The following is a 20,016-nucleotide window of genomic DNA, read 5'->3' on the forward strand; positions in this document are numbered from 1 at the left end:
GGAGTGTTTTTGTGAAGTACAGTGAAATCATGGTTCGCTATGGTGAACTTTCAACAAAAGGAAAAAATCGTCGAAGTTTTATTATGCAGTTGGCACAAAATGTCAGACAGGCATTGAGCGATTTTCCTGAAATCAAGATCCACGCAGAGCGTGATCGGATGCATCTACTGTTGAACGGTGTAGACGGAGACTTAGTCATCCCTAAGTTAGCGAAGATATTTGGAATCCAAAACTTTTCACCTAGCGTGCGAGTAGAAAAAGAAGTACAAAGTTTAAAACAAGCGGTTCAGGAAATCATGCAAGAAATCTATACAGGAAAAGAAACATTCAAGATCATTGCAAAACGTAGTGATCATAGCTTTGAATTGGACAGCAACGAACTAAACCAAGCATTAGGAAATGCAGTCATCGATGTTTTTCCGGATATCCAAGTACAGATGAGAAAGCCAGATATTGCGTTGCGTGTGGAAATCCGCCGAGATGGGGCTTATCTTTCCTATGAGACGATCAAAGGAGCTGGCGGTCTGCCTGTCGGTACAAGTGGAAAAGGTATGTTGATGCTTTCTGGAGGGATCGATTCTCCAGTTGCCGGTTATTATGCCATGAAACGTGGGGTAGAAATTGAAGCTGTCCACTTTGCTAGTCCACCTTACACGAGTGAACAAGCCTTGCAAAAAGCGAAAGACTTAACAGTGAAGCTGACACCCTATGTTGGTAAAATCGAATTTATCGAAGTACCGTTTACAGAAGTGCAAGAAGAGATCAAACGAGTGGTGCCCCAAGGCTACTGGATGACGATCACACGTCGGATGATGCTTCGTTTGACAGATGAGATCCGCCGTATTCGTCATGGACTAGTGATTTTAAATGGTGAATCATTAGGGCAGGTGGCTTCCCAAACACTCCAAAGTATGGTGGCAATCAATGAGGTCACGAATACACCGATCATTCGTCCTGTAGCGACGATGGATAAATTAGAGATCATCGAAGTGGCTGAACAAATCGATACGTTTGATTTGTCCATTCAACCATTTGAAGATTGCTGCACGATCTTTGCACCGCCACAGCCTAAAACTCGTCCACGACTAGAAAAAGTGCATCAATACGAAGAACGTTTGGATATCGATGGGATGATCGAACGTGCAGTGGCAGGATTAAAGATCGAAACGATCCACACAGAAACAGCAAAAGAACAAGTAGAAGAATTTTCTGATTTACTTTAAACGAAGGAACTTGTACTTCTTGTACGAGTCGATCATTCGTAATAAAAGATCCAGTCTCAAGAAGTAGACAGGTGAAAGAGGACGAGACAATTGTTTAGCCTCGAGAAATAAGGCGCCATCCACAAAAATTGTATGTCAAATTTTGTGGATGGTACCTTATTTTTCTTGTTTTTCATGGAGTTAAGCTTCCTCCTATTGCGAGGTTCCTTGTTCCATGCTAAACTAAAATTATGTGAAATGATTAACAAGGAGAAACGATATGCGAGAAAAATCAGAAACGTTACCAAAAGCAACAGCGAAACGGTTGCCTTTATATTTGCGCTATTTGAATATGTTGAATGATTCTGGTGTTCAACGAATCAAATCAAATGAATTTAGTGAGATCACACAAGTACCTTCTGCCACGATCCGCAGAGATTTTTCTCATTTAGGAGAATTAGGACGAAGCGGTTATGGGTACGATGTTCCCTATTTGATTGAAGTATTTGATCGAATTTTGAACACAGAGGAAGAAAAAAGAATCGCTTTAGTTGGTTTTGGGAATTTAGGAAAAGCATTGAAACACAACAATTTCAGAAGAAATGCAAATTTGAATATTGTTTGTGTATTTGACAATGATCCAGCCATCGTCGGAAAAGAAATCGAAGGTGTGATGGTTTATCCTATGGATCGCTTTAGTGAAATCGTTGAAAAAGAAGGAATCAAAGTGGCGATATCAACTGTGCCAAGTAAGTATTCACAAGCAGCCATCGACGAAATCGTCAAAGGAGGCATTACTGCGATCTTGAACTTTGCACCAGATCGTGTCAACGTTCCGCCACATGTCCATATGCAATACATCGATCTGACAACTGAACTACAGACGTTGATCTATTTTGATGAAAATTATTCGCAAGTCTTTCCTTCCAAGTAAAAACTAAGCGGGAAGATCGTGCAAAAGTGGCGTTTTTATGTGAATCGAACAGCGATTCATCAAGAGATTTTATTGACTTTGGCTACTAACCATTGTAAAATGAGTCAAGATGTTGATCAAGAGGAGTAACTAGTCCGACGTTTAGAGAGAGAGAACGAATGGTGGAACGTTCTTAGCGAAAGCTAGTGAAGGTAGCTTGGGAGTTTTTGTCTTGAATCGAGTAGAGATGAACGAGTAGTGATCGTTAACTCACTTTGAGAGGTAATAGGCAACTATTACAAATTAGGTGGTACCGCGTAATTTATACGTCCTAAATACGAAAGTATTTAGGGCGTTTTTTTTATTTCAAAGGAGGAAGACAGTATGACGGAAGAAAAGAATCTATCGACAAAGTATAATCCGCAAGAAGTTGAAGCGGGGCGTTATCAAAACTGGTTAGACGAAGATTTGTTCAAACCTAGTGGCGACAAAAAAGCAAAACCATATTCAATCGTTATCCCACCTCCCAATGTGACTGGTAAACTCCATTTAGGTCATGCTTGGGATACAACATTGCAAGACATGTTGATTCGACAAAAAAGAATGCAAGGCTATGATACGTTATGGTTACCGGGGATGGACCATGCAGGGATTGCAACGCAAGCAAAAGTAGAAGAAAAACTACGTGAGCAAGGTGTTTCTCGTTATGATCTAGGTCGCGAAAAATTTATTGATCAAGTATGGGAATGGAAAGAAGAATATGCCGGTCATATCCGTGAACAATGGGCAAAAATGGGTTTATCTTTGGATTATAGCCGTGAACGCTTCACCTTAGATGATGGCTTGTCTGAAGCTGTTCGTAAAGTATTCGTTAGCCTATACGAAAAAGAGTTGATCTATCGTGGCGAATACATCATCAATTGGGACCCACAAGCACGCACAGCTCTTTCTGATATCGAAGTGATCCACAAAGAAATCGAAGGTGCCTTTTATCATATGAGCTATGAATTGGCTGATGGTTCAGGTGTGGTGGAAATTGCAACGACTCGTCCAGAAACGATGCTTGGTGATACGGCGATCGCTGTTCATCCAGAAGATGAGCGTTACCAAGCATTGATTGGTAAAAAAGTCATTTTACCACTAGTGAATAAAGAAATACCGATCATAGCAGATGAATATGTCGACATGGAATTTGGAACAGGGGTTGTAAAAATCACGCCCGCACATGACCCAAATGACTTTGAAGTCGGTAACCGTCATGACCTCCCACGAGTGAATGTCATGAATGAAGATGGCACGATGAATGAATTAGCAGGTAAGTATCAAGGAATGGACCGTTTTGCAGCACGTAAAGCGATCGTTGCGGATCTAAAAGAACTTGGGCGTCTGATCAAAATCGAAACGATGATCCACAATGTAGGCCATTCTGAGCGTACAGGGGTAGTTGTTGAACCTCGTTTATCAACACAATGGTTTGTAAAAATGGCACCTTTAGCTGAAAAGGCGATCCAAAATCAAGAAACTGATGATGCAGTTGAGTTTTTCCCACCACGTTTCAACCAAACCTTCTTACGCTGGATGGAAAATGTTCATGACTGGGTAATCTCACGTCAACTATGGTGGGGACATCAGATCCCTGCGTGGTATCATAAGGAAACTGGTGAAATGTACGTGGGCATGGAAGCACCAGCAGACAGTGAAAACTGGTTACAAGATCCCGATGTGTTGGATACTTGGTTCAGTTCAGCGCTATGGCCTTTTTCAACAATGGGCTGGCCTGACGAAGACAATGAAGATTACCAACGTTACTTCCCAACAAGTACATTAGTAACAGGTTATGATATCATCTTTTTCTGGGTAAGCCGAATGATTTTCCAAAGCTTGGAATTTACAGAACGTCGTCCATTTGAGAATGTACTGATCCATGGATTGATTCGTGATGAACAAGGACGCAAGATGAGTAAATCTCTTGGAAATGGGATCGATCCAATGGAAGTCATTGAAAAATACGGTGCTGATGCGTTACGCTGGTTCTTATCCAATGGTTCAGCACCAGGACAAGACGTACGTTTTAGTTACGAAAAAATGGATGCTTCTTGGAACTTCATCAATAAAATCTGGAACGCTTCTCGTTTCGTTATCATGAATGTTGAAGGAATGACCGTAGAAGATATTGATCTTTCAGGTGAGAAAACTGTAGCCGATCGTTGGATTTTGACACGTTTGAATGAAACAATCGCTAAAGTGACTGACTTATTTGAACAATTTGAATTTGGTGAGGCAGGTCGCCAATTGTATAACTTTATCTGGGATGATTTCTGTGACTGGTACATCGAGATGAGTAAAGAAACACTTTACGGTGAGGATGAAGTAGCGAAACAAACCAACCGTAGTATTCTTATCCATACGTTGGATCAGATCTTACGCTTATTGCATCCGATCATGCCATTTGTCACAGAAGAAATCTGGCAACACATCCCTCATAAAGGCACATCTTTAGTAGTTGCTGACTATCCAGTCGTGCAACCGGAATACGATGATGAAGCTGCTTCAAAAGGGATGGAAGTACTGAAAGAATTGATTCGTTCTGTACGTAATATCCGTTCTGAAGTGAATACACCATTATCAAAACCAATCACGTTACTGATCAAAACAAATGATCCGAAGATCGATCAATTCTTAAATGAAAACACTAGCTATATCGAGCGCTTCTGTAATCCAGAAGAGTTGACGATCTCAAGTGACGTAACTGCACCGGATCTAGCAATGTCAGCGGTCTTGACTGGCGCAGAAATCTTCTTACCTTTAGCAGGGCTGATCAACATTGAAGAAGAAATCCAACGTTTAGAAAAAGAACTAGCAAAATGGACAGGCGAAGTGAAACGTGTACAAGGAAAATTAAGTAATGAGCGTTTTGTATCGAATGCACCGGATGATGTAGTTGAAGCAGAGCGTGCAAAAGAAAAAGATTATTTAGAAAAACAAGCAGCTGTCAATGAACGTATTGCGCAATTAAAATCAATCAAATAAAACGAAAGGGAGAGGTGACGGAAGTTGCCTCTCTTTTTTAAGTAAAAAGAGTTCTTCTGGATTTCATTGTTTCCTACGTAAGCTTTTTTGTTATAATGAAGAGGAATGGGGGGATAGTAACGTGAAAATCGAAGAAGCAATCAATTGGATCCATAGCCGATTACCATTTGGCTCACGTCCTGGATTAGACAGAGTAGAGGCCTTATTAGAGGTAGTCGGACACCCAGAAGAAAAAGTCAAAACGATCCATATTGCAGGGACGAATGGCAAAGGTTCAACAGTGACTTATTTAAGATATTTATTAGAAGAAGCCGGCTTGACAGTCGGAACATTTACCTCCCCATATATCGAATCCTTCAATGAGCGCATTTCGATCAATGGACAAGGCATTCCTGATGAATCATTGATTCGACTAGTAAAGAAATATCAACCGCTAGTTGAGCAGATGGATCAATTTGAAGCAGTAGCTGGCATTACCGAATTTGAAACGTTGACTGCTATGGCATTTGATTATTTCTTGGAAGAACAAGTGGACGTCGCGATCATTGAAGTGGGATTGGGTGGTTTACTCGACTCAACAAACGTAGCGAAACCTTTGTTGACGGGTATCACAACGATTGGTATGGATCATACAGATATTTTGGGCGACACGATCGAAGAAATCGCTGCTCAAAAAGCAGGGATCATCAAACAAAATGTGCCACTGGTCACTGGAAATATCGTACCTGAAGCCTTGGCAGTGATCGAAAAACAAGCAAAATTAAAAAATGCTACACAACACGCATGGGGAGAGGCTTACACAGTCAGTTACAAACATCCGGCAGAAGAGTGGGGCGAAATTTTTTCATTCCAAAATGAGTTTGGCAAAATCCCTAAGTTGACGATCCATATGATCGGGAGACATCAAGTTGAAAATGCGGGTATGGCGATTGAAATGTATCAAATCTATTGTGGACGGATGAATCTTCCATTCCGTGAAAAAGACGTGATCAATGGCTTGAAAAAGGCGCAATGGCCAGGTCGTATGGAACGATTAAGTGAAGAACCCTTAGTGATTTTAGATGGGGCGCATAATACCCATGCGATGGCACGCTTAGTCCAAAATCTTAAACAAGAATTCAAAGGCTATCATGTCCATCTTTTGTTCTCTGCTTTACGAACAAAAGAGGTTGATAAAATGTTACACCAATTACAAGAAGTACCAGATGCAACAATCTACGTCACTACTTTTGATTATCCTAAAGCAATCGAGTTGTCGGATATCCAAGCAACGACTGATGAGAAAGTTACGATTGTTTCAATGTGGCAATTTGGGCTTGCAGAGATCTTGGAGAAGATGACGGCTGAGGATGTTCTTGTAGTGACAGGTTCACTCTATTTTATTTCGGAAGTGCGACGTTTGCTTGTACAGTTGGGAGGAAAAAATGAAAGTTAATGCAGTGATTTTTGATATGGATGGCTTATTATTTGATACAGAGATCGTTTATTATGAGGCATCCCAAACAGTAGCCGATCGGATGGGGTTTCCCTATGACAAAGAGCTTTACTTGCGATTTTTAGGCGTTTCTGATGAAGAAGTTTGGGCGAACTACCATACTATTTTTTCAAGCTTTGGTCGAGAAACTGTCCAAAAATTTATCGACGATTCCTATCAAGAAACGCTTGATCGTTTTGCTTCAGGTCAAGTTGAATTAAAACCAGGTGTTTTAGAATTCTTGAACTTTTTGGAAGAAAAAGATATCCCAAAAGTAGTCGCATCAAGTAATCAGCGACATGTCATTGAACTGTTGCTAGAAAAAAATAATCTACGTCATCGTTTTGATACGATCGTCTCAGCTGAAAATGTCAAACGTGCAAAACCAGATCCAGAAATCTTTTTACATGCCCATGCGTTTTTAGGTACTGAAAAAGCGGAGACATTGATATTAGAAGATTCACAAAATGGGGTATTAGCAGCGTATGGTGCAGGAATTCCAGTAATCATGGTGCCAGATTTACTAGCACCTTCTGATGAATTAGCCGCTAAGACAACAGCGATTGTTTCTTCACTTCACGAAGTTCCGGCATTGATCAAATAAAAATAAAATAAATATCCTCCTTTTCCGTATCTTATTTTGAGCGCACGGGAAAGGAGGTTTTTTATGGAAAAAAATTTGCTTCAAACAGTACCCGCTACGTCTCTACCAAGGGAGAGGATGGAGACTTATGGAGAGGATGCGTTATCAGATCAAGAGCTTTTAGCCATTTTGCTTCGGACTGGTCAGCATCCGTATAATGTATTAGAAGTTGCGGGTACGTTATTGAAGAAATTTGGTGGTTTAGCGCTCTTGAGACAAGCAACACTAGCAGAATTAGAAGCGGTTCGTGGGATTGGTCGGGTCAAAGCCTTAGAGATCAAAGCATTGATCGAGCTGGGTCGACGGATACAAGTCGATCAGTTGCGTCAAACGACGACTGTCCATGCGAGTTATGAATTGGCAAAAGAATTGATCCTAGAACTAAAAGATCAAAAACAAGAACATTTAGTTTGCATCTATCTCGATACCAAAAATCAAATCTTACTAAAGAAAACCTTGTTCATCGGGTCATTGGATCAGACAATCGCACATCCACGTGAAGTGTTCCATTACGCAGTCCGCTATTCAGCAGCACGGCTTGTACTTGCTCATAATCATCGTGAGACACGTTCGTAATTGAAAAGATTACGCACGTCCTCTCAGAAATAAGAGAGTCGTGAACTCTTTGCTTGATAGGTGAAATGAAGGAGTAACGTCCTGAAGCGCTTACTCTGATACTCCGACATGCGTCATTTCATATATTGGGAATGAGGTGTGAATCTCGGTGAAGTCGGCTGAAAGATACCGTCTGTTGATTAAAATAGTGAACTGCAACGAAATCTCTCTAGCGGTAGAGGGTGTATCTGATAGGTCGGGAGTCGTTAAACTTGATAAGGTGAGAATGTGGTGAAACACTGACGAACCAGCGAATGAAATATCCATAAGTGGCGAATACCTAGAAATGGGTAAGGCTAACAGTAGGTTAGTTATGTTCCGTGGGCGAGTACCTATGGTGGTTCCGAAAGCTCCATGCACAGTTACAGGCTGTGGAGAGAACATTGGGTAAGAGTTGGCACCTAAGTCAAGACATAAGATAAAGCAAAGGGAACGTGGAAAGCTGTCATCGTGGAGAGAGTATACTCAATGAAGCGATTTTAAGGGGAATCATAAAGAGGAAACTTAAATTTGTGGCAGTGAGAGTGGAGGCACGAGCGAAGAAATTTCTGTAATGGAGATGGAGCAACAGCCTCTAGCCGTTAGTTTGATATACTTCAACTCAGTCATAGCAAAGGATTCTGGTATGACTCAAAAGGTCACGTACCTATAAGGAGCGTGATAGACCTTGAAAGAAAGTTTTAAGAAGATCCCTAGAATGAAAAACACACGGTTACGCCATGCGGAATATTATGGTATGACCGAAGTCTTCGATTCAATCTATGAGCGAAGTAATAAGGGCGAAAAATTTAAAAACTTGATGACGATCATCACCTCAACAGATAATATTCTTCTAGCCTATCGAAATATCAAACGTAATAATGGTAGTGCGACACCTGGAATAGATAAGGTGACTATCTACGATATCGAGAAGCTGGATACAGAGGAGTTTGTCAACAAAGTCAGGAAACGTTTCACTCATTACAATCCTCGAAAAGTAAAACGAGTAGAGATTCCCAAGCCGAATGGGAAAACCAGACCACTAGGAATCCCATCAATGTGGGATAGAGTCGCACAACAATGTATCCTACAAGTCCTTGAACCAATCTGTGAACCAAAGTTTTATAAACACAGCTTTGGCTTTCGACCAAACCGTTCAGCAGAAAACGCTGTTTCTACAGCGGCGGGGCGAATTAATCGAGCAAAAATGCAATAGGTAGTCGATGTAGACATCAAAGGATTCTTCGATGAAGTCGATCATACAAAATTATTGCGACAGATATGGACGTTGGGAATACAAGACAAACAACTACTCGTGATTTTGCGTAAAATGTTAAAAGCACCTATCCAAATGCCTAATGGAGAAACGATCTATCCAACGAAAGGGACACCACAAGGCGGGATTCTTTCCCCGTTGTTGGCAAACATCAATTTGAATGAATTTGATTGGTGGATCGCGAAACAATGGGAAAGTTTCAATTGTGAAAACATTAATGACTATTACAACGAAAAGGCTGAAAGATGGAATCACCAACATAGATATAAACGGTTGAGAAAAACGTCAACACTAAAAGAAATGTATATAGTCCGTTACGCAGATGACTTTAAAATCTTTACAACTACAAGAGCAAATGCTGAAAAGATTTTTACAGCAAGCAAAATGTGGTTGGAAGAACGGTTAAAACTACCTATCTCTCCAGAAAAATCAAAGATTACAAATCTGAAAAAGAAAAGTAGTGAGTTTCTTGGATTTGAATTGAAAATGGAACGTAAAGGATACGACAGAATGGGACGTAAGAATTATGTTTGCCAATCCCATATTTGTGATAAAGCCAAAAAGAGGATCAAGAAACAGCTCAAAGATCAGATAAAATTGATACAAAAAGCACCAAACGGCAATGATGTTACCCGTCACCTAAACATTTACAATAGTATGGTTATCGGGATTCACAATTATTATCAAATCGCAACACAAGTCAATGCCGATTTGATGCCGATCCAGTATCAATTAACCCAAGTTGAGAAGCACAGATTTAAATATTTGGGAATAAAGAAGACATCAAAATATAAAACTCGTGATAAAGGTATTCGACCGTATCTAAAATCGAAAATGACAAGGTATATTAACGATATACCGATTATACCGATTGGTTTTATAAAGACGAGAACGGCTTTAATGAAGCACAACGGTGTGTGTAAGTATACAGAAGAAGGTAGAAAACTGATTCATAAAAAGCTTCAAGTAGTTTCAGTGCAAGCACTTCAATGGCTTAGAAGCCATCCAGTGATTGGCGAACGAGCAACAATTGAGTTTAACGATAATCGTATTTCTCTATTTGTGACCCAACAAGGAAAATGTGCGGTTACAGGCGAAGAGTTGGATGTCACACAATTGCACTGTCACCATAAAATCCCATGGATCAAATCAAAAGATGACCGATACTCTAATCTCGTTTTGATTAGCGATACCATTCATCGATTGATTCACGCAACACGTGAAGACACACTTCTATCTTATTTGCAAGACCTTAACTTGTCGGATTCGGAATTAGAGAAAGTCAATAAATTGCGAGTAGCAGTAGGAAACACAAAAATTTCATTCAGTAATCAATTTAAAACCGGACTGAGACAAACATGAAGTAATGAACTAACGGGGGAACGCCGTGTACGGTGAAAGTCGTACGCACGGTGTGAAGTGGGGGAAAAACTGGCGATAACATCAAAGGTTTACCTATCGCTATCCAGCGGCAACGTTCTTCCGTCCAAGCAAGACATGCGATTGACACGACGCATTCAGGAATGTGGAGAGATGATGGGGATCGAAGTTCTTGACCATCTGATTATTGGCAGCAAACAATACTTTAGTTTGCGTGAAGAAGGATTAATGGAAAAAGAATGATGTAGCTTTCTTGCAAAAAAAAACAACCAAGTGTACAATTATAATGTAATTTTGTTTGGGAATAGAAGTTGAAACATCTGTTGCACCTCTATCGTACACGAGCAATGTTACAATCAAATAAGTGCTTTGGCACGAGGAGGGTATTATTAATGGAAAACGGAACAGTTAAATGGTTCAACGCTGAAAAAGGATTTGGTTTTATCTCACGTGAAGATGGAAGCGACGTATTCGTACATTTTTCAGCAATCCAAGGTGACGGATTCAAAACATTAGAAGAAGGTCAAGCAGTTACTTTTGACGTAGAAGATTCAGATCGTGGCCCACAAGCTACAAACGTTGAAAAAGCGTAATCTATACGAAAATATACTGTTATGAGGCTTGCTTCGTCATGGAGCGAACCAAATAATTGATGACAGAGGTTGAAACCAACGTGTTTCCCTCGAAAAATAAGATGAGACCCACAAAAATTGTTCTTTCACATTTTTGTGGGTCTCGCTTTTTTTTCTATAAAAATCTGGGAGTAGGACATTAGTTCTCACCACCTAAAACCGAATAAACGGCGGGAACAGAAGAACCGCTTCGATAAACAAGGCGCCAGCTACAAAAATTTGAAGAACAAATTTCGTGGCTGGCGCCTTATTTATCGAGGCTGAACACTTCTGGCCCGACCTCGGTTTTAAGTTAGTTTTGATCCGGTGTCATCACCATAGGGATGATCATTGGATGTCTTTCTGTACGATCGAACAAGTAAGGTTGTAATGCACCGACCATCGCTTCTTTTAATTTGTGCTCCGAACAGTCGGGGGCATTTAGCACATCACGCAATGCGTGGAACAAAATACGTTGCGCTTCATTGATCATATCCCCTGATTCACGCATATAGACGAAGCCACGAGAAAGGATATCTGGTCCAGCTAGAATTTCTTTTTTCTTGATATCGACAGTTGTCACTGCAAGAACGAGTCCTTCTTCTGAAAGTAAATGACGATCTCGTAAAACAACATTACCGATATCACCGATTCCACTGCCATCGATATACACATCGCCAGCGACGAATTTTCCAGCTAAACGAGCAGAATCACTTGTCAATGCTAATACATCACCGTTTTCCATGATAAAACAATTCTCAGCTGGTACACCTGTGTCTTGTGCAAGAGAGGCATGGATCTTCAACATCCGAAACTCACCATGCACCGGTACAAAATATTTTGGCTTCATCAAACGAAGCATCAATTTTTGTTCTTCTTGACCACCATGACCAGATGTGTGGATATTATTGATTTTTCCATGAATTACTTCAGCACCAGCTTCAGACAATAAGTTGATCAAGTGGTTCACACTTGTTGTATTACCTGGGATCGGTGAGCTAGAAAAAATCACCGTATCATCTGGTTGGATTTGGATTTGACGATGGGTACCATTCGCAATGCGGCTCAATGCAGCCATTGGTTCACCTTGCGAACCTGTACATAGGATCATTGTTTCATTTGCAGGCAAACGATTGATTTCATGCGCATCGACAAAGGTACCGTCAGGCACTTTGATGTAGCCGAGACGTTGTCCGTTGACGATCGCATTTTCCATACTACGCCCGAAAACAGCAATTTTTCTACCCGTTGCTACAGCGGCTTCCGCTGCTTGTTGTAGACGGAAGATATTGGAAGCAAAGCTGGCAAAAATGATCCGACCTTCGATTTTCTCAAATATTTTCAAAATAGAAAGGCCAATCGTTTTTTCTGATTTCGTAAACGTTGGAATCTCTGCATTGGTACTATCTGAAAGGAGGCAAAGAACGCCTTCTTCTCCGATACGAGCCATTTTATGCAAATTTGCTGGTTCTCCTACAGGTGTAAAATCGAACTTGAAATCTCCAGTAGCCACGATGTTACCAGAAGGTGTTTTGACAACCACACCTAAAGCATCCGGAATACTATGGGTCGTTCGGAAAAAGCTGACGGATGTTTTTCTGAAACGGATCACAGTGTCTTCATTGATTTCATTTAGCACAGCGTCACGAAGTAAGCCATGTTCGTCCAGTTTATTTGTGATCAAAGCTAAAGCTAGAGGGCCAGCGTAGATCGGGATATTTGCTTGCTTTAATAAGTAAGGTATCCCACCAATATGGTCTTCGTGTCCATGAGTGATCACTAAAGCTTTGATTTTGTGTATGTTTTGTACGATATAGTTGTAATCAGGAATGACGTAGTCAATGCCAAGCAGTTCATCTTCTGGAAACTTGATTCCAGCGTCGATGATAATGATTTCATCTTGGAATTGTACCCCATACGTATTTTTCCCGATTTCACCTAATCCACCAATCGCAAAGACGCCTGTCTCATTATTTTTGATGGAAAGTTTCATCTTAAAACTCCACTAATGTGAATGCTGGGTTTTCTTTTTCGTATTCTAGATGGTTACCTTCTAGAAGTTGTACGAATTCGATATTGTATGGGGTATTTTCTTCCACTCGTTGGCGTGCTTCAACATCGCTGTTTGCTTCGATGTATAGCGATTGTGTTTCTTCACGTTTTGGGTTACGGATTTTTGACTCTTGATAATAAACTTTGTAAATCATGGTTTATGTCTCCTTTATCTGCTTAAAGCAGTAATTTAGCGTATTTTTTGGACAACACAAAACGAGGGGACAAGCCACCTATGTTTTTTTATACTTTAAGAAAAATACTTGATTCTCCTTAAAGAGACAAGCCTCGCATTTGCTTATCCAATTGGAATATTTTTTACTCGGATCCTCTGTATGAAACATACAATAGTTAATTGCTATTCTAGCATAAATCAAGAGATAAGTATAGAAAACGGTCACTGTAAAATGAAAAAACGTACGAAGAGAAAATATTTTTCAGAAAAATTTCTTTTTAAAAAATGTAGTGTTCTATAAAGTAGTAGATTGTGCTACTATTGAAAGTAATGGCAAGATAGAATATTTAAAGGAGATGATAAAGTGAAGTTAATGTGGCATTACACCATGCGCTACAAAAAATATTTGGTGTTGAATTTTATTTGTGTGTTCGGCTTTATTCTGATCGAACTAGGTCTACCAACTATTTTAGCACGCATGATCGATGTTGGAATCCTCAACGATGATTTTGACTATGTGAAACAACAAGGACTATTGATGATCGGGATCACTGTGATCGGGATCATAATGAATATATTTTTAGGTTATTTTGGGTCAAGGATCACGACGAATATCGTTGCAGACATTCGTGATGATCTGTTCAAACATATCCAAACGTATTCACATCAAGAGTATGAAACACTAGGCGTATCATCATTGATCACTCGTACGACCAATGATGCGTATCAAATCATGTTGTTTCTACAAAATATTTTAAGAATCGGTTTTATGGCACCGATGATGTTTGTTGTTAGTTTGTATATGGTTATGCGAACAAGTCCATCTCTTGGTTTATATGTAATTGGTGCATTGCCATTCTTATTATTGGCTGTTGTTGGGATTGCTAAGTTTTCTGAACCTTTATCAAAAATCCAACAAAAGAATTTAGACAGGATCAATAGTATCTTACGTGAAAACCTATCAGGTCTACGCGTTATCCGCGCGTTTGTAAATGAAAAATTCGAAGAAAAAAGATTTGAAAAAGTCAACGAGAACTATGCTTCAAGTTCTAAAAGCCTCTTTCGCTTGATGGCGGTTGCTCAACCTGGCTTTTTCTTCTTATTCAATATCGTGATGATTTTGATTATTTGGAGCGGTACGCTACAAATTGCAGATGGACAGTTGCAAGTAGGGAATCTAATTGCTTTTATTGAGTATATTTTCCACGCGTTGTTTTCATTTATGTTGTTTGCGAGTGTGTTTATGATGTATCCGCGAGCAGCAGTCTCTGCTAGTCGTATCCAAGAAGCTTTAAATGCTACTCCTGCTATTGTTGAAGATCCAAATGGCATATCAGAAACAAAAACGAAAGGCTACATCGAATTTAAAAATGTGACCTTCGCTTACCCTGGACATTCGCAAGAACCAGTGATTCGCAACGTCAGCTTTACTGCTTCACCTGGTGAAACAGTGGCATTTATTGGTAGTACAGGTAGCGGGAAGTCTACATTGATCCAATTGATTCCACGTTTTTATGATGTTACTCATGGTGAGATCCTGATTGACGGTGTAGATGTGCGTAAGTACAAGTTGAGTAAACTAAGACAAAAAATCGGGTTTATTCCACAGAAAGCACTATTGTTTACTGGGACGATCGCTGAAAACTTGAGATACGGAAAAGAAGATGCAACGCAAGAGGAAATGGAACGTGCGGCTGATATTGCGCAGGCGACTGATTTTATTTCTAAAAAAGCGGACGGTTATGATGAACATCTTTCTGAAGGTGGCGCAAACTTCTCAGGTGGGCAGAAGCAACGGTTAGCCATTGCTCGGGCAATCATCCGTCGACCAGAAATCTATATTTTCGATGATAGTTTTTCAGCACTTGATTATCAAACGGATGCAAAACTTCGTGCAAGATTGAAAAAAGAAACAACTGAATCAACCGTATTGATTGTTGCCCAACGTGTGGGTACGATCATGCACGCCGATAAGATCATCGTATTGAATGAAGGAGAAGTAGTAGGCATGGGCACACATCGTGAACTACTAGAAAATTGTCCGATTTATTACGACATTGCCGCTTCTCAATTATCGAAGGAGGAACTAGCATGAAAAAAACCTTCGCTTCTTTTAAACGTTTAGCTCGCTATATCCGTCCTTATCGATTGACGTTTATCTTCGTGCTACTATTTACATTTTTAACGGTGGCTTTCAATGCGGCATTGCCTTATGTCGTCGGGCTTCCAACAACAGAAATCAGCAAAAATCTAGTGAATAATGAGGCAATCAATTTTTCTTATATCATCAACTGTTTGATTTGGATCGCGGTGGTTGGTACAGGTTATAGTATTTCTCAATTGCTTTCTGGGGTATTGATGACAAATGTTGTTCAGAGTGCCATGAAAGACTTGCGTAGAGATATTGAAGAAAAAATCAATCGTTTGCCGGTTTCTTATTTCGATAAAAATCAACAAGGAAATATTTTATCTCGTGTCACGAATGATGTAGATGCAGTTAGTGGCGCCTTGCAACAAGCCTTTATCGGTATCGTCAATGCAATCTTAGGGATTACGATGGCAGCAGCGATGATGTTTTATATCCAACCGGTCATGGCGTTGATTTCAATGATCATGATTCCAGCGTCAATTTGGATCTCTAAACGAGTGATCAATGCTTCTCAAAAATATTTCCAAGAAATGCAAAATTCTTTAGGTGAATTAAATGGCTATGTTCAGGAAAACATGACTGGATTCAGTGTGTTAAAAGTATACGGTCGTGAGAAAGAAACATTTGAAGGATTTCATAAGGTCAACCATAGCTTGAAACATTTTGGGTTTCGAGCAGCCTTTATTTCTGGATTGATGATGCCGTTAGTACAATTAACTGCCTACGCTACGTATATCGGTATGGCAGTTTTAGGAAGCTTTTATGTGATTTCTGGAGTCATTGTGGTTGGGCAATTACAAGCCTTTATCCAATATATTTGGCAAATCAGCCAACCAATGGGTAATGTGACGCAATTATCTTCTGTGTTGCAAAGTGCATCCGCAGCTACGAAACGGGTGTTTGAGATTTTAGACGAACCTGAGGAAAAAGAAAACAAGACCGATGTTCCTTTGCCAGAAACGATCCATGGAAATGTCTCGTTTGAACATGTCGATTTTGCTTATGATCCGAAGAAACCATTGATCCAAGACTTGAACTTTGAGGTGAAAGCTGGACAAATGGTAGCTGTTGTCGGACCAACGGGTGCTGGGAAAACAACATTGATCAACTTATTGATGCGTTTTTATGATGTGACGCATGGCGCCATCAAGATTGATGGTATTGATACGAAAGCGATGAGTCGAAGTGATGTTCGTTCCATGTTTGGGATGGTACTGCAAGATGCTTGGTTGTACGAGGGAACGATTGCCGACAACATTCGTTTTGGTAAATTAGATGCAACAGATTATGAGATCGTTGATGCAGCGAAAACAGCGAATGTCGATCATTTTATCCGAACGATGCCTGATGGTTATGAAATGGAGATCAATTCAGAAGGAGATAATGTCTCGTTGGGACAAAAACAATTGCTGACGATTGCTCGTGCGGTTGTTTCCGATCCGAAGATATTGATTCTGGATGAGGCGACTAGTTCCGTTGATACGAGACTTGAAGCGTTGATCCAAAAAGCAATGGATAAAGTGATGGAAGGACGAACGAGTTTTGTGATCGCTCACCGTCTATCAACGATCCGTGAAGCCGATCTGATCTTAGTGATGGATCAAGGCCAAATCATTGAAAAAGGAACACATGAAAGTTTATTAGCAAAAGGCGGTTTCTATGAGAAACTTTATAACAGCCAATTTGCTGAAGCAGCGGAATAATGAAAAGAGGTTTCTAGAGGCGAACAGCCTTCTAGGACCTTTTTTCTTCAATAAATGAAAAGAGGGAAAAAGATGGCAAGGTTTATAGCAGATAATGCGACGGTTATCGGTGATGTAGAATTAGGAGAAGATGTCACGGTTTGGTACCAAGCAGTGGTTCGTGGCGACAGCAATTGGATCAAGATCGGCAAAGGAACCAATATCCAAGATGGGACGGTCATCCATGTCGATCATGATGCCCCAGTTGAGATTGCTGAAAATGTCACAGTCGGACATCAATGTATGCTTCATGGCTGTAAAATTGAAAAAGGCGCATTGATCGGCATGGGAGCGACTGTTTTGAACCATGCAGTCATTGGGGAGAATAGTTTGATCGGAGCAGGCTCACTTGTGACAGAAGGAAAAATCATCCCACCGAATGTTTTAGCTTTTGGTCGACCAGCCAAGGTAATCCGTCCGTTAACAGAAGAAGAAATCCAAAAAAATAAACAGAATATCACGCATTATATCGAAATGGGACAAAAACATGCAGAAGGATTCTTCAAAGAATGGCAACAATAGTTTTAACACATGTTTTTACAGCAAAAAAAGAAGGTCTGTCATCCAAGGATGAAGGCCTTCTTTTTTGATCTTGATAGGTTGATTAGCTTAATGAAGCACTGTTTTCCATGACTTCATCGATCAAGCCATATGCTTTGGCTTGTTCAGCAGTCATATAGTTGTCACGATCTGTGTCTTTTTCAATCACTTCGATTGGTTGACCAGTACGTTCCGCTAAGATTTTATTCAAACGTTCGCGGGTTTGTAAGATATGACGCGCAGCGATTTCAATTTCTGTTGCTTGTCCTTGTGCGCCACCAAGTGGTTGGTGGATCATGATTTCAGCATTTGGTAAAGCAAATCGTTTCCCTTTTGTTCCGGCAGTCAATAAGAAACTTCCCATTGAAGCAGCCATCCCCATAACGATTGTTTGGACATCTGCTTTGACAAAATTCATTGTGTCATAGATGGCCATTCCAGCAGTCACAGAACCACCAGGTGAGTTGATATAGATGTAAATGTCTTTTTCAGAATCTTGTGCATCTAGAAATAGTAATTGTGCGATGATTGAGTTTGCTAAATCATCTGTTACTTGTCCACTCAACATGATGATGCGGTCTTTCAGTAAACGTGAGTAAATATCGTAGGCTCTTTCCCCACGTGAGGATTGTTCAATAACTGTAGGAATTAAATTCATAATAAGGTTCCTCCTTGATTTGTTTAGAAATAGTGTAACATAAATTGATTTTGATTACCTACAAAGTAGTATACATTTTTGGTCAATAAAGGTCAAATGAAAAAACTTTCCGAGAGCTAGTCTCATAAAGTGAGTTTATGTTATGATAAAAAAGAAATCAATAAGAAGGAGGAACCGTAATTGGTAATTGCTATCACAGGTTTTATCGGTGTATTAGTAGGAGCGATCTTAGTCTACTTAGGGATGGCGATCCAAATGCGTCATCTTGAGAATAAAGAGCAACGTAGACGCGAATTGGAACTGAAAGTCAAAGAAATCGAAACATTGAATCAATTAAATAAAAAAATCAATGAGATTCTCCAAAAGCGTGCGAGCTTGTTGGAAGAATATGTCAGCTTTGATGCTTTTGACGATTGTTATATCACAATCGATGACTTTGCGTATCTGCAATCATTTTCTGCACAAAATAATTTTTATTTACCAAATTATATTTTAGATGAATTATTCCAAAATATCGCTCACCGCAAAGTGATTCTTTCACCGGATGAAACGATGAAGATCGGCGGCTATGCTTACAAAGGTGGGCGTGTCATTTTGGAAAACTTTACAGATAATTTGACCGCAATGATCAATGAGAAAAAATCCCAGTTGAAAAATACGACGAGACAACCAATCGGCTTTTTCTCAAAAGATGATGTGTGGAGCTAAACAAAACATATTGTTTATTCAAGGATAAGAGAAACTAAACATTTTGATAAAGTAAAAGTTTGGGCACTTACAAGGAGTCCAAGCTTTTTCTTTTTTGTTCCTGTGGTAAAATAGGGATGATCGGAGTGAGGACTATGGTACAGATTTATGCACATCGAGGAAGTAAAGGAACCCATCCGGAAAATACATTGCCCGCCTTTTCTGAAGCAGTAAGAGTGGGGGCGGACGGGATCGAGCTAGATGTCCATCTTAGTAAGGACGGTCAAGTAATCGTTATCCATGATGAAACCGTTGATCGAACAACCAACGGCAAAGGCCTTGTTCGAGAAAAGACTCTCGAAGAGCTGAAAAAATTGAATGCAGGTAGTTGGTTTAGTAAAGATTTCCCAGCAGCGAAAATCCCTGCGCTAAAAGAAGTACTCTCGCTACTTCTCCAAAAAAATTATCGAGGAACATTGATGATCGAAATCAAAACGGACAAGTATGAGTATGAAGGGATCGAAGCACAAGTATCTGAACTTATGACAAAAAATGAGTGGCCGTTTCGTCATGCTTATTGTAGTTTCAACCTTCGTTCATTAGAACGTTTATCCGTCATCGAACCAGAGGCACAATTGGATCTTTTAATGAGTGATTCAATGAAAAAATTAGATCTAGCTAAGACCTTACCTTTTATTGAAGGTCTTCACCCTAAAGCAACTTGGGCATTTGCGCATCCTCAGGAAATACAGGAGTTTCCAAAGCGTATTCGTCTTTGGACAGTCAATACGACAGAAGAGCTTGAAAGAGGATTAAAGGAACCTGTGGATGCACTCATCACAGACTTTCCTGAACGTGCTTGGTATGTTAAACAATTAATGAAAAAGTAG

General features: G+C 40.0%; 14 protein-coding genes, 3 pseudogenes and 1 other annotated feature. Of the genes and pseudogenes, 14 read left to right on the forward strand and 3 right to left on the reverse strand.

Annotation, left to right across the window (positions count from 1 at the left end; genetic code table 11):
• The first annotated feature begins 11 nt into the window (after positions 1 to 11).
• From thiI to I2F89_RS04455, 9 genes and pseudogenes are all read left to right on the forward strand, one after another.
• Positions 12 to 1,223 (forward strand): tRNA uracil 4-sulfurtransferase ThiI, encoded by a 1,212-nt coding sequence (thiI, locus tag I2F89_RS04415; RefSeq protein ID WP_074800096.1) that lies wholly within the window; start codon positions 12 to 14, stop codon positions 1,221 to 1,223.
• A gap of 259 nt (positions 1,224 to 1,482) precedes the next feature.
• Positions 1,483 to 2,136, forward strand: coding sequence for a redox-sensing transcriptional repressor Rex (locus I2F89_RS04420; RefSeq protein ID WP_010736081.1), 654 nt, complete (start codon positions 1,483 to 1,485; stop codon positions 2,134 to 2,136).
• A gap of 103 nt (positions 2,137 to 2,239) precedes the next feature.
• Positions 2,240 to 2,452 (forward strand) — a binding site (T-box leader).
• A 47-nt stretch (positions 2,453 to 2,499) separates the two neighbouring features.
• On the forward strand, positions 2,500 to 5,145 hold the full coding sequence (locus I2F89_RS04425) for a valine--tRNA ligase (protein WP_071867018.1): 2,646 nt from the start codon (positions 2,500 to 2,502) through the stop codon (positions 5,143 to 5,145).
• A gap of 121 nt (positions 5,146 to 5,266) precedes the next feature.
• The gene (locus I2F89_RS04430; RefSeq protein WP_071867017.1) at positions 5,267 to 6,580 is read left to right on the forward strand and encodes a bifunctional folylpolyglutamate synthase/dihydrofolate synthase; all 1,314 of its coding nucleotides are present in this window, start codon (positions 5,267 to 5,269) and stop codon (positions 6,578 to 6,580) included.
• Positions 6,570 to 7,223, forward strand: a complete 654-nt coding sequence (locus I2F89_RS04435) for an HAD family hydrolase (protein WP_071867016.1) — start codon at positions 6,570 to 6,572, stop codon at positions 7,221 to 7,223. The genes I2F89_RS04430 and I2F89_RS04435 overlap by 11 nt, the downstream gene beginning before the upstream one ends.
• Positions 7,224 to 7,286: 63 nt before the next feature.
• Positions 7,287 to 7,820 (forward strand): annotated as a pseudogene (radC, locus tag I2F89_RS04440) (RadC family protein); the annotation flags it as partial.
• A gap of 754 nt (positions 7,821 to 8,574) precedes the next feature.
• Positions 8,575 to 10,494 (forward strand): annotated as a pseudogene (gene ltrA, locus I2F89_RS04445) (group II intron reverse transcriptase/maturase).
• A gap of 105 nt (positions 10,495 to 10,599) precedes the next feature.
• A pseudogene (locus tag I2F89_RS04450) lies at positions 10,600 to 10,755 on the forward strand (JAB domain-containing protein); the annotation flags it as partial.
• 149 nt (positions 10,756 to 10,904) lie between these two features.
• On the forward strand, positions 10,905 to 11,105 hold the full coding sequence (locus I2F89_RS04455; RefSeq protein ID WP_010736076.1) for a cold-shock protein: 201 nt from the start codon (positions 10,905 to 10,907) through the stop codon (positions 11,103 to 11,105).
• A gap of 331 nt (positions 11,106 to 11,436) precedes the next feature.
• On the opposite strand, the gene rnjA is transcribed toward I2F89_RS04455, so the two are convergent.
• Together rnjA and I2F89_RS04465 are read right to left on the reverse strand one after the other, a co-directional pair.
• Positions 11,437 to 13,116 carry a ribonuclease J1 gene (rnjA, locus tag I2F89_RS04460; protein ID WP_010736075.1) on the reverse strand — a complete coding sequence of 560 codons (1,680 nt, stop codon included), beginning with the start codon at positions 13,114 to 13,116 and terminating at the stop codon, positions 11,437 to 11,439.
• 1 nt (position 13,117) lies between these two features.
• Entirely contained in the window at positions 13,118 to 13,330 is a 213-nt protein-coding gene (locus tag I2F89_RS04465) for a DNA-directed RNA polymerase subunit epsilon (protein ID WP_010736074.1), read from the reverse strand.
• Positions 13,331 to 13,714: 384 nt separating this feature from the next.
• Here I2F89_RS04465 and efrA point away from each other — a divergent pair, with 384 nt between their 5' ends.
• The 3 genes from efrA to I2F89_RS04480 all read left to right on the forward strand — a co-directional run bounded on the left by efrA (position 13,715) and on the right by I2F89_RS04480 (position 17,763).
• Positions 13,715 to 15,445, forward strand: coding sequence for a multidrug efflux ABC transporter subunit EfrA (efrA, locus tag I2F89_RS04470; protein ID WP_115357389.1), 1,731 nt, complete (start codon positions 13,715 to 13,717; stop codon positions 15,443 to 15,445).
• The gene (gene efrB / locus I2F89_RS04475) at positions 15,442 to 17,202 is read left to right on the forward strand and encodes a multidrug efflux ABC transporter subunit EfrB (protein ID WP_074800099.1); all 1,761 of its coding nucleotides are present in this window, start codon (positions 15,442 to 15,444) and stop codon (positions 17,200 to 17,202) included. Before efrA ends, efrB begins: the two co-directional genes overlap by 4 nt.
• Before the next feature lie 72 nt (positions 17,203 to 17,274).
• Positions 17,275 to 17,763: a gamma carbonic anhydrase family protein gene (locus tag I2F89_RS04480; RefSeq protein WP_062805556.1), complete on the forward strand. Its 489-nt coding sequence runs from the start codon at positions 17,275 to 17,277 to the stop codon at positions 17,761 to 17,763.
• 82 nt (positions 17,764 to 17,845) lie between these two features.
• On the opposite strand, the gene clpP is transcribed toward I2F89_RS04480, so the two are convergent.
• Complete coding sequence (gene clpP / locus I2F89_RS04485) at positions 17,846 to 18,439, reverse strand: ATP-dependent Clp endopeptidase proteolytic subunit ClpP (protein WP_010736070.1); 594 nt, start codon at positions 18,437 to 18,439, stop codon at positions 17,846 to 17,848.
• A gap of 243 nt (positions 18,440 to 18,682) precedes the next feature.
• Here clpP and I2F89_RS04490 point away from each other — a divergent pair, with 243 nt between their 5' ends.
• Together I2F89_RS04490 and I2F89_RS04495 are read left to right on the forward strand one after the other, a co-directional pair.
• Positions 18,683 to 19,147 carry a hypothetical protein gene (locus I2F89_RS04490; RefSeq protein ID WP_371740687.1) on the forward strand — a complete coding sequence of 155 codons (465 nt, stop codon included), beginning with the start codon at positions 18,683 to 18,685 and terminating at the stop codon, positions 19,145 to 19,147.
• A gap of 134 nt (positions 19,148 to 19,281) precedes the next feature.
• Positions 19,282 to 20,016, forward strand: coding sequence for a glycerophosphodiester phosphodiesterase (locus I2F89_RS04495; RefSeq protein ID WP_086334404.1), 735 nt, complete (start codon positions 19,282 to 19,284; stop codon positions 20,014 to 20,016).

The sequence above is a fragment of the Enterococcus sp. 1001283B150225_161107_E12 genome (genome assembly GCF_015556925.1).
Taxonomy (GTDB): domain Bacteria; phylum Bacillota; class Bacilli; order Lactobacillales; family Enterococcaceae; genus Enterococcus_B; species Enterococcus_B mundtii.